This window comes from Azospirillum sp., assembly GCF_035627195.1.
Classification (GTDB): domain Bacteria; phylum Pseudomonadota; class Alphaproteobacteria; order Azospirillales; family Azospirillaceae; genus Azospirillum.
In genome coordinates, this window is sequence record NZ_DASPMG010000261.1 from 1 (window position 1) to 10,411 (window position 10,411).

Annotated in this window: 13 protein-coding genes and 1 pseudogene; 4 read left to right on the top strand and 10 right to left on the bottom strand. The window is 69.5% G+C overall.

All coding sequences use genetic code 11. The features are described 5' to 3' along the window. A partial coding sequence (locus VED21_RS23510; RefSeq protein WP_324886599.1) for a sensor histidine kinase occupies positions 1 to 734 on the top strand: 734 nt, incomplete at its 5' end. Positions 735 to 758: 24 nt separating this feature from the next. Then, on the top strand, positions 759 to 2,102 hold the full coding sequence (locus VED21_RS23515; protein ID WP_324886601.1) for a sigma-54 dependent transcriptional regulator: 1,344 nt from the start codon (positions 759 to 761) through the stop codon (positions 2,100 to 2,102). 4 nt (positions 2,103 to 2,106) lie between these two features. On the opposite strand, the gene VED21_RS23520 is transcribed toward VED21_RS23515, so the two are convergent. Further along, the gene (locus VED21_RS23520; RefSeq protein ID WP_324886603.1) at positions 2,107 to 2,721 is read right to left on the bottom strand and encodes a hypothetical protein; all 615 of its coding nucleotides are present in this window, start codon (positions 2,719 to 2,721) and stop codon (positions 2,107 to 2,109) included. Between the two features lie 103 nt (positions 2,722 to 2,824). Between VED21_RS23520 and VED21_RS23525 the strand changes: the two genes are divergently transcribed. Both VED21_RS23525 and VED21_RS23530 read left to right on the top strand, forming a co-directional pair. Then, positions 2,825 to 3,160, top strand: a complete 336-nt coding sequence (locus VED21_RS23525; protein WP_324886605.1) for a TusE/DsrC/DsvC family sulfur relay protein — start codon at positions 2,825 to 2,827, stop codon at positions 3,158 to 3,160. A 49-nt stretch (positions 3,161 to 3,209) separates the two neighbouring features. Beyond that, entirely contained in the window at positions 3,210 to 3,773 is a 564-nt protein-coding gene (locus VED21_RS23530) for a Uma2 family endonuclease (RefSeq protein WP_324886607.1), read from the top strand. On the opposite strand, the gene VED21_RS23535 is transcribed toward VED21_RS23530, so the two are convergent. The 9 genes and pseudogenes from VED21_RS23535 to VED21_RS23575 form a co-directional block, all read right to left on the bottom strand. After that, the gene (locus VED21_RS23535) at positions 3,743 to 4,204 is read right to left on the bottom strand and encodes a GNAT family N-acetyltransferase (protein WP_324886609.1); all 462 of its coding nucleotides are present in this window, start codon (positions 4,202 to 4,204) and stop codon (positions 3,743 to 3,745) included. The two genes, VED21_RS23530 and VED21_RS23535, sit on opposite strands and share 31 nt — an antisense overlap. After that, positions 4,204 to 4,947 carry an SDR family oxidoreductase gene (locus tag VED21_RS23540; RefSeq protein WP_324886611.1) on the bottom strand — a complete coding sequence of 248 codons (744 nt, stop codon included), beginning with the start codon at positions 4,945 to 4,947 and terminating at the stop codon, positions 4,204 to 4,206. Before VED21_RS23540 ends, VED21_RS23535 begins: the two co-directional genes overlap by 1 nt. A 60-nt stretch (positions 4,948 to 5,007) precedes the next feature. Further along, positions 5,008 to 5,703, bottom strand: coding sequence for a DUF2161 domain-containing phosphodiesterase (locus VED21_RS23545; protein ID WP_324886613.1), 696 nt, complete (start codon positions 5,701 to 5,703; stop codon positions 5,008 to 5,010). A gap of 4 nt (positions 5,704 to 5,707) precedes the next feature. Further along, the gene (locus VED21_RS23550) at positions 5,708 to 6,028 is read right to left on the bottom strand and encodes a CcdB family protein (RefSeq protein WP_324886615.1); all 321 of its coding nucleotides are present in this window, start codon (positions 6,026 to 6,028) and stop codon (positions 5,708 to 5,710) included. Further along, positions 6,028 to 6,264: a type II toxin-antitoxin system CcdA family antitoxin gene (locus VED21_RS23555; RefSeq protein WP_324886617.1), complete on the bottom strand. Its 237-nt coding sequence runs from the start codon at positions 6,262 to 6,264 to the stop codon at positions 6,028 to 6,030. Before VED21_RS23555 ends, VED21_RS23550 begins: the two co-directional genes overlap by 1 nt. Before the next feature lie 60 nt (positions 6,265 to 6,324). Further along, positions 6,325 to 6,636 (bottom strand): addiction module antidote protein, encoded by a 312-nt coding sequence (locus tag VED21_RS23560; protein WP_324886619.1) that lies wholly within the window; start codon positions 6,634 to 6,636, stop codon positions 6,325 to 6,327. 11 nt (positions 6,637 to 6,647) lie between these two features. Continuing rightward, a pseudogene (locus VED21_RS38925) lies at positions 6,648 to 6,910 on the bottom strand (type II toxin-antitoxin system RelE/ParE family toxin). A 141-nt stretch (positions 6,911 to 7,051) separates the two neighbouring features. Then, positions 7,052 to 9,205 carry a methylmalonyl-CoA mutase gene (gene scpA, locus VED21_RS23570; protein ID WP_324886623.1) on the bottom strand — a complete coding sequence of 718 codons (2,154 nt, stop codon included), beginning with the start codon at positions 9,203 to 9,205 and terminating at the stop codon, positions 7,052 to 7,054. Between the two features lie 111 nt (positions 9,206 to 9,316). Further along, a partial coding sequence (locus tag VED21_RS23575) for a biotin/lipoyl-containing protein (protein ID WP_324886625.1) occupies positions 9,317 to 10,411 on the bottom strand: 1,095 nt, incomplete at its 5' end.

Consider the following 10,411-nt stretch of genomic DNA (forward strand, 5'->3'; position numbering starts at 1 on the left):
AGGCCACCGCCGAGTTGCGCGCCACCGAGAACGAACTGGTGCAGGCCGCCAAGCTGGCGGCACTGGGCCAGATGTCGGCCGGCATCGCGCACGAGATCAACCAGCCGCTGGCGGCGCTGCGCACCTTCGCCGACAACGCCGCCGTTCTGCTGGAGCGTGGCCACACAGACAGGGTGCGCGAGAACCTTGGCGAGATCGCGGCGCTGACCGACCGCATGGCGACCATCACCCGCCACCTGAAGGGATTCGCCCGGCGCGCGTCGGGCACGCTGGGTGCCGTCGCGGTGAACGGCGCGGTGCGCGAGGCGCTGGCGCTGCTGGAGGCGCGGCTGCACCGCGACGCCGTGTCGGTGGCGCTGGAGCTGCCGCCGGAGCCGGTCTGGGTGCAGGGGGAGGACGTGCGGCTCCAACAGGTACTGGTCAACCTGTTCTCCAACGCCGCCGACGCCATGCGCGGCCGGCCGGTGCGGGTGCTGGGCGTGCATCTGGCGGCGGAAGGGGGCGACGCCGTGCTGACCGTGCGCGACACCGGCCACGGACTGCGCCCCGACGCGCTGCCGCACCTGTTCTCGCCCTTCTTCACGACGAAGGAGGCGGACGAAGGGTTGGGCTTGGGCCTGTCGATCAGCCATGGCATCGTGGCGGACTTCGGCGGCAGCATCGCCGCCGCCAACGCCCCGGACGGGGGTGCGGTGTTCACCGTCCGCCTGAAACGCACGGAGCCTGCCGCATGAGCCAAATCCCATGAGCCAGATCCCATGACCGCCACCGGCGCCGTCCTGTTCATCGACGACGAACGGCCGATCCGCATGGCCAGCGGCCAGGCGCTGGAGCTGGCCGGCTTCGACGTGACGGCCGTGGAGAGTGCCGAGCGCGGGCTGAAGCACGTCAGCCGCGACTTTCCCGGCTGTGTCGTCAGCGACGTGCGCATGCCGGGCATGGACGGGCTGGAGCTGCTGGCGGCCGTGCGCGCCGTCGATCCGGACCTGCCGGTGGTGCTGATCACCGGGCACGGCGACGTGCCGATGGCCGTGCAGGCCATGCGCGACGGTGCGTATGACTTCATCGAGAAGCCCTTCCCCTCCGACCGCCTCGTCGACGTGTGCCGGCGCGCCGTCGACCGGCGGCGGCTGGTGCTGGAGAACCGCGCGCTGCGGTCGGCGCTGGAGGGCGGTGGGGCCGGCGTGCAGACGATCATCGGCCGCACGGCCGGCATCGAGCGGCTGCGTGCCACCATCGCGGCGGTGGCCGACACCGACGCCGACGTGCTGGTGCTGGGCGAGACCGGCACCGGCAAGGAGATGGTCGCCCGCGCGCTGCACGCGCAGAGCCGGCGAAGCCGGCATCCCTTCGTGGCGCTGAACTGCGGCGCCATGCCGGAAACCATCATCGAGAGCGAGCTGTTCGGCCACGACGCCGGCGCCTTCACCGGCGCCACCAAGCGCCGGGTGGGCCGCATCGAGCACGCCAGCCGCGGCACCCTGTTCCTCGACGAGATCGAGAGCATGCCACTGTCGCTGCAGGTCAAGCTGCTGCGCGTGGTGCAGGAAAGGGTGGTGGAGCCGCTGGGCTCCAACGAGGTGGTGCCGGTGGACCTGCGCATCGTCGCCGCCACCAAGGTGGATCTGCGCAAGGCGGCCGACGAGGGCGGTTTCCGCGCCGACCTCTACTACCGCCTGAACGTGGTGGTGCTGACCATCCCGCCGCTGCGCGACCGGCGCGACGACATCCCGCTGCTGTTCCAGCACTTCGTGCTGCAGGCCGCCACCCGCTACAACCGCGAGCCGGGTGTTCCCACACCGGCGCAGATGCACCGGCTGATGACGCACGACTGGCCGGGCAACGTGCGCGAACTGCGCAACGCCGCCGACCGCTTCGTGCTGGGCCTGGACGACGCGCCCGCGGCGCCGGCCGCCGGACCCACGGGCGCCCTGTCGCTGGCCGAGCAGGTCGACCTGTTCGAAAAGCGCCTGATCGAGGCCGAACTGGCCCGCCACAAGGGCAGCGTCAAGGCCGCGATCGAGGCGCTGAACATCCCCCGCAAGACCTTCTACGACAAGCTCAAGCGCTACGGCCTCAGCCGCGAGGACTTCGTGGAGTAGCGCCCTACGCCGGTGCCTGCACATGCTCCGGGTACAGGGTGACGCTGGCGATGTGCCCGACCTGCCTCGACAGGTCGTGGTCCACCAGCACCGGGAAGCCGTGGGCGCGCGCCTTCTGGCAGAAGAAGACGTCCTCGCCCACGTGCTGGCGCTCGGCCGCCGACCACGCGGTGTCGAACCAGGGCTCCGGCACCGCCTCGAACACCGCTCGCTCCACCAGCATGCAGCCCATGCCGGTGTGGTCCACCGCCTCCAGCCCGGCGGATTGCGGCGTGGTGTACAGCGGCGCGCCGTTCCTGGCCGCCACCGGCCCGAAGGGCGGCGTGCGCCGCTGGTAGTTGGCGGCGACGATCGGGCGGCCGTGCGCCAGCAGCCGGCCGATCACGTCGGGCGGGACGCGCATGTCGGTGTCGAGCCACAGCAGGTGCGTGCCACCCATGTCCAGCGCCTGCCGGACCACGTCCGTGCGCTGCGCGCAGAGGATCGAGCCCAGCACCAGGGCGAGGCGCACCTCGTCCCCCGTGGGCGCGTGGTGGCGCATGGCGGCCACCAGATCGGACATGAACAACGCGTGCACATGCTCGCGCGTCGGCACGCCCAGAACGATCGTGCGCGTCATGTCCGCCTCCATTCATTAGTCATATCTAATTTTAAGATTGACAGCCCGCCGGCCCCATGGATCATCGCTGGACAATAGCAACGCATCCAGGGGGAGGAAACCGATGCCCGAACTCAACGTCCAGGGCCGCACCGTCGCCGTCAGCGAGGCGGGATGGCTGGAGAACGTCAACGAGTGGGACGAGGACGTCGCCCGCGCCGTGGCCGAGCAGGAGGGCGTCGTCCTGACCGGCGAGCACTGGGACATCATCCGCGCCACCCGCACCTTCTTCGAGGAGAACGGCGTGATCCCCGAGGCGCGCGTGTTCTCCAAGATCATGAAGGAGCAGTACGGGGCCGAGCGTTCGACTCAGCAGTACTTCTTCTCGCTGTTCCCGCACGGCCTCTTGAAGCAGGCCAACAAGATCGCCGGCCTGCCGCGCCCGAAGGGCTGTTCGTAGGCCGGCCCGCTCCCTATAATGGAGGGACGGAGCCGAGAGGACGTCGCCTATGACCGCCCTGCCCCACCCCGAGCGCATGACCGTCGAGGAGTTCTTCGCCTGGACCGGCATGGGCGACACCGTGTACGAACTGATTGACGGCCACCCCTATGCCCAGGCCGCCCCCAGCGAGGAGCACGCGGCGCTGCAGGCCGCGGTCGCGGGCGAGCTTCGCAACGCACTGGCCGGCCGCCGGCCCTGCCGGGTGATGACGGAGGCCGGGGTGCGCGCTGCATTGCGCCCGCGCTGGAATTACCGGCAGGCCGACGTGGTGGTGAGCTGCCGCCCGCGCCAGCCCAGCGCGCCGGAGCTGATCGTCAAGATCCTGTCGCCGTCGAACGAGCAGGGTGCGCGCAACAGGCTGTTCTACTACGCCGCCATCGAGAGCGTGCGGGAGGTGCTGTTCCTCGACAGCCGCCGGGCGGCCGCCGAACTCTACCGCCGCGACGCGGCCGGGCACTGGGCGCCGGAGCCGCTGCTCTACGGCCCCGGCGACCGGCTGGACTTGGTGAGCATCGACGCCGTGCTGGACATGGCCGTGCTCTACGACGGCGTGCTGCCCGACGCCGGCTGAGGCACCAGATCCTTGCGGAACCAGATCTGGCTGTGGCCGGGCGGATAGCCGTCGAGCACGCCCCAGCGCTCGTACCCCTGCCGGGGGTAGAAGTCCGGCGCCTGGAAATCGTAGGTCCACAGCCGCGACCAGCGGCAGCCGCGGCGCACCGCCTCGTCCTCCGCCGCCCGCAGCAGGCGGGCGCCGAGCCCGCCGCGGCGGTGCTCCTCGGCCACCCACAGGCAGTCGACGTACAGCCACTCCCAGTTGGTCATGCCGACCAGACCGCCGGCCAGCGCGCCGTCCGCCGCGTGAACGGCAACCACCAAGTCCCGCTTGTCGTAGGGGCGGCAGCGCTCGGCGTTGAAGGCCATCAGCCCGGTGACGACGGCCTGCGCCGCCGCCTCGGCGTCCGCCCCGGAGTCGAGAACCGTTAGGGTCAGCCCATCCATCACCGCCCGCCCGACACGTTCAGCTGCGCGCCGGTGATGTAGGACGCGGCGTCGGACAGCAGCCAGAGGATCGTCTCCGCCACCTCGTCGGCGGTGCCGGCGCGGCCCATGGGCATGGCGGCGGCGAACTTGTCCAGCCGATTGCCGACACCGGGGACGATCTGGATCTCCGTGTCGATCAGGCCGGGGCGCACGACGTTGACGCGGATGCCTTCCTTCGCCACCTCGCGCGCCAGCCCGATGGTCAGGCTGTCGATGGCGCCCTTGGCGGTGGCGTAGGCGACGAACTCGGTCGCCGAGCCCAGGTCGGCGGCGATGGAGCCCAGATTGACGATCGCCCCGCCCTTGCCGCCGCGCGCCGTGGACATGCGCCGCACCGCCTCCTGGCTGCACAGGATGCTGCCCAGGATGTTGATGTCCAGCGTGCGCCGGATGCCGTCCACCGGCGCCTCGTCCAGCCGGCCATAGGGGCCGACGATGCCGGCGTTGTTGACCAGCCCGCCGATGGGGCCCAGCGCCTTTTCCGCGTTGTCGAACAGGGCGCGCACGTCGGCCTCGTCGGCGACGTCGCCCTGGAACCCCTCGGCCCGGCCGCCGGCCGCGCGGATGGCCTGCACGACGGCGTCGGCCGCGGCGGCGTTGGACGCGTAGTTGACGGCGACGGCCCAGCCGCGCCGTGCCGCCATCCGCGACACCGCGGCCCCGATCCCCCGGCTGCCGCCGGTTACGATGAGCGTGGACATGCTCTTCCCTCCGTTGGTTTTTCGCCATGATGGCGGGGGAGGCACTGGGGCGCAACCGGCTCAGGCGTCGGCCAAGCCATGCGCGAACGTGTCGAGCCCACGGGTGCCGGCCTCGGTGAGCGCGTAGGTGGCGCGTGCCACGCGCTCGAACCAGCCGTAGACGTCGCGGCGCAGGATGGTCGAGACGTCGGCGGGCGCGCCGTGATCGCGCAGTGCCTTGATGGTCAACGGCCCGTGCGCGTGCAGGATGCGGGCGATGCGCAGCGCGTCCTGGCGGTAGGCGGTGACGATGGGCACACGGGTGGAGCCGCCGCGGTTCGGGTCGCCGGCCCGGCGCGCGTGCTCCCCCAGCAGACGGGTCGCGCGCTTCCTGTCCTTGCGCGGCTGGTAGGGCACGGGGTCGAGCAGCACCTCCACCTCGTGCCCGCCGGCCCGTGCGCTGTCCACCACCAGCAGCCCGACGCCGAGCCGGCGGCACAGCTTCTTCACGTCGCCGTCGTAGGGCGACGGCCCGGACGCCTTGCGCCCCGGCTGCGGCACGGCGAGGTAGACGGCGTCGGTGACGGCCAGCCGGTCGACGCCCTGCAGCACCAGTTCCAGCGTGAAGCGCTTCTTCAGCTCGACGATGACCGGCGGCTCGGCGCCGCGCACGGCCACGAGGTCGCACCCGTGCACCTCGCCCTTCACGACGAAGCCCTGGCCTTCCAGGAAGGCTTTGACGGGGGCGTAGAGGTCGGTTTCGGCGGAGATGGACACGGGCTCAGAGGTCGCCGGTGAGAACGTCGATGGCACGCCGGATGGCATGGTGCGCGTCCGCCACGTTCGCCACGACGGGACCAATGTCAGACACGGGCACACCGGCGATCTGCGGCGTCATCGCGACCAGAGCCTCGCCGTCCACCTCGACAACCGGCATCAGGTCACGGATCGGAGGACCGGCTTCGACCTGGCGGACGAGCGGCACCACCACCCGCGACGAGCGGACGGCAACATGGTTGCCCTGAACCACCAGAAGATAGGGCACCGGATGCTTGGGCCGCTCGTCGGCATCGGGATTGCGGCACACGTCGAGGAAACGCATCAGAACAGCCGCTTGCCGCTGCCAAAGACGCCGTGCTTTTTCACATAGGCGTCGTAGGCGTCGAAACCCGGCCGGTTCTCTTCGATCCAGCGCTGGCGCTTGGCTTCCTTCACGGATTGCTCGACCGCCGTCTCGAAGACTTGGGAGAGATTGATGCCCAGCGCCTTCGCCTCGGCCACAAGGTCCGGCCGGGCGGAAACGTTCGTCGGCCTCTTCTGAGCCCCACCGCGCGCCATGGCTTCCTCCACATCATACGCACTCAATATGCGCATGAAGCCAACAAAAAGAAAGGCGCATCAAAGCCCCGGCGCCTTCGGTGTCTCCACCAGAGCCACGGACAGGCGGAGCCCCAACGACTGCACCACCCGCATCACGGTCGAAAACTCCGGCTTTCCATCCTCCGAGAGGGCCTTGTACAGGCTGGTCCGGCCAAGCCCGGCGTCACGCGCAACGGCGCTCATGCCACGCGAGCGCGCCACGTCGCCGAGCGCGGCGGCAATCACGGCCGGATCCCCGTCCTCGAATGCGGCGTTCAGGTACGCCACGACCGCCGCCGGACTGTCGAGATGGTCGGCGGCATCCCAGGGGATGGTCTCGGTCTTCGCCACGATGGCCTCCTTCACAGTCCCGCCGCCAGTTGCCTGGCGAGCGCGATGTCCCGTTCCTGCGTCCGCTTGTCACCGCCGGCCAGCAGCACGATCAGCACGTCACCGTGTTGGACGAAATAGACGCGATAACCCGGGCCATGGTCGATCCGCAGTTCGCTCACCCCGCTCCCCACCGGCTTCACATCACCCGCACGAGGATGCGCGCCCTGGCCTGCTGATCCTTCAAGCCGGAGAACCAACGGGCGTACTCAGGCGTCTGACGGATCTCGATCATCGATGCATATTGTATCCTATAGAAGACAAATCAACAAGGGCACCGCCGCAAAAAGAAAGGCGCCTTGCGGCGCCTTCCAGGGGTCCAGGGGCTTTCGCCCCTGGCGGGGTGCGCGAGGGCACGCAGCCCTCGCACTTGATCTCACGCGGCGGCCTTCTGCTTGCGCAGGATGCCGAGGATGTCGGCGGCGGCCTTCGGGATGTTGGTGCCGGGGCCGTAGATGGCGCTGGCGCCGGCCTTGTAGAGGTAGTCGTAGTCCTGCGGCGGGATGACGCCGCCGCACACCACCAGGATGTCGCCGGCGCCTTGGCGGCGCAGTTCCTCGACCAGTTGCGGGACCAGCGTCTTGTGGCCGGCGGCCTGGGAGGACACGCCGACGACGTGCACGTCGTTCTCCACGGCCTGGCGGGCGGCCTCCTCGGGGGTCTGGAACAGCGGCCCGATGTCGACGTCGAAGCCGATGTCGGCGAAGGAAGTGGCGATCACCTTGGCACCGCGGTCGTGGCCGTCCTGGCCCATCTTCACCACCAGGATGCGCGGGCGGCGGCCCTCCTCGGCGGCGAAGGCCTCGATGTCCTTCTGGATCTTCGCGAAGCCCTCGTCGCCCTCGTAGGCGGCGCCGTAAACGCCGGAGACCGAGCGGATCTGGGCCACGTGGCGGGTGAAGACCTTCTCCAGCGCCTCGGAGATCTCGCCTACGGTCGCGCGGGCGCGGGTGGCCTTGACGGCGAGGTCCAGCAGGTTGCCGGACTTCTCCGCCGCCGCCTGGGTCAGCGCGTCGAGTGCTGCGCGGCAGGCGGCCTCGTCACGGGTGGTGCGGACCTTGTTGAGCCGCGCGATCTGCGCCTCGCGGACGGCCGTGTTGTCGATGTCGAGGACGTCGACCATCTCCGGGTTCTCGGGACGGTACTTGTTGACGCCGACGATCACCTCCTCGCCGCGGTCGATGCGGGCCTGGCGGCGGGCGGCGGCCTCCTCGATCAGCAGCTTGGGCATGCCGGACTCGACGGCCTTGGTCATGCCGCCCATGCCCTCGACCTTCTCGATCAGCTCCAGCGCCGCGTCGGCCAGCGAGTGGGTGAGGTTCTCGATGTAGTAGGAGCCGGCCAGCGGGTCGACCACCTTGGTCACACCCGTTTCCTCGGCGATGATGAGCTGGGTGTTGCGGGCGATGCGGGCGGAGAACTTGGTCGGCAGGCCCAGCGCCTCGTCAAACGCGTTGGTGTGCAGCGACTGCGTACCGCCCAGCACGGCGGCCAGCGCCTCCACGGCGGTGCGGATCACGTTGTTGTACGGGTCCTGCTCGGTCAGCGACACGCCCGAGGTCTGGCAGTGCGTGCGCAGCGCCAGGGAACGCGCGTCCTTCGGATCGAACTTCTCCTTCATCAGCTTCGCCCACAGCAGGCGCGCGGCGCGCAGCTTGGCGATCTCCATGAAGAAGTTCATGCCGATGGAGAAGAAGAACGACAGGCGCGGGGCGAACTTGTCCACGGGCAGGCCCTTGGACATGGCGGCGCGCACGTATTCCAGGCCGTCGGCGATGGTGAAGGCCAGCTCCTGCACCGCGGTCGCCCCGGCCTCCTGCATGTGGTAGCCGGAGATGGAGATCGAGTTGAACTTCGGCATGTTCAGCGCCGTGTACTCGATGATGTCCGCGATGATCCGCATCGAGGGCTCGGGCGGATAGATGTAGGTGTTGCGGACCATGAACTCCTTGAGGATGTCGTTCTGGATGGTGCCGGACAGCTTGTCCTGGCTCACCCCCTGCTCCTCGGCGGCGACGATGTAGCCGGCCAGGATTGGCAGGACCGCACCGTTCATGGTCATGGAGACGGACATCTTGTCGAGCGGGATGCCGTCGAAGAGGATCTTCATGTCCTCGACCGAATCGATCGCCACGCCGGCCTTGCCGACGTCGCCCACCACGCGCGGGTGGTCGCTGTCGTAGCCGCGGTGCGTGGCGAGGTCGAAGGCCACCGACAGGCCCATCTGCCCGGCCTTCAGGTTGGCGCGGTAGAAGGCGTTCGATTCCTCGGCCGTGGAGAAGCCGGCGTACTGGCGGATCGTCCAGGGCCGGTGCGCGTACATGGTGGCGCGGGGCCCACGCGTGAACGGCGGGAAGCCGGGCAGCGTGTCCAGCGCGATCCCTTCCAGGTCGGACGCGGTGTAGAGCGGCTTGACGTCCAGGCCCTCGGGCGTGTGCCAGATCAGGTCGTCCGGCTTGCCGTCGGCGCCGATGTCCTTGGCGGCCAGCGCCTGCCAGTCGGCCAGCGTCTTCTTCGGAAAGTCGGTCATGGACACCTCCTCAACATCGGCCGCCCGGGCCTTCTTGAAAGCAAATGCGTTTGAAATACGGTCCCCCACCCTAACCCTCCCCCGCTGGGCGGGGGAGGGAATTTTGGGGCGTTACGCGAACTCGACGATCTTCTGGTCGACCGACAGGCTGGAGCCCGGCGTGGCGTGGACCTTGGAGACGGTGCCGTCCTGCGCCGCGCGCAGGATGTTCTCCATCTTCATGGCCTCGACCACGGCCAGCACCTCGCCGGCCTTGACCTCCTGCCCTTCCTCGACCGCCAGCGAGACCAGCAGGCCCGGCATCGGGGAGAGCAGGAACTTCGACATGTCCGGCGGCGCCTTCACCGGCATCAGCGCGTCGTACTTGGCGGCCTTCGGCGTCAGCACCTTCACCATGGCCTGGCTGCCGGAGTGGAAGAGGCGGTAGCCGACGCCCACGCGGTCGACCTGCACGCACACCGGATGGCCGTTGACGGTGCCGCGGAACAGCGGCTCGCCGATCTGCCAATCGCTCCACACCTGCAGGTGCTTGCTGGACAGATCGACGGTGTAGCCGACGCGCTGCGGGCTGTCCTTGCAGGGGTGCACGTGCACGGGGTGCTGCGTGCCTTCCAGCACGACCACCCAGTCCTCGCGGACCTTGGCCTTGTTGCCGCCCATCTTGCCGCTGATCTGGATGTCGCGATCGTTGAGGCAGCGGTGGATGACGGCGGCGACGGCGACCAGCACGGCCGGGTCGTCCGGCGGCAGGTCGATGGCGTGGAAGCCGTTCGGGTATTCCTCGGCGATGAAGTTCGTCGTCAGACGGCCTTCGACGAAGCGCGGGTGCGCCATCAGTGCCGCGAGGAACGGGATGTTATGGCTGACGCCGCGGATGTAGTACTCGTCCAGCGCCTCGCGCATGCCGGCGATGGCGGCGTCGCGGGTGGAGCCCCAGGTGCACAGCTTGGCGATCATGGGGTCGTAGAACATGGAGATCTCGCCGCCCTCGAACACGCCGGTGTCGACGCGCACGTGCGGGTCGTCGGTCGGCGGACGGTAGTGCGTGAGACGGCCGGTCGAGGGCAGGAAGTTGCGGAACGGGTCCTCGGCGTAGACGCGCGCCTCGATGGCCCAGCCGTGCAGGCGCACGTCCTCCTGGCGGATGTTCAGCTTCTCGCCCGCCGCCACGCGGATCATCAGCTCGACGAGGTCGAGGCCGGTGAT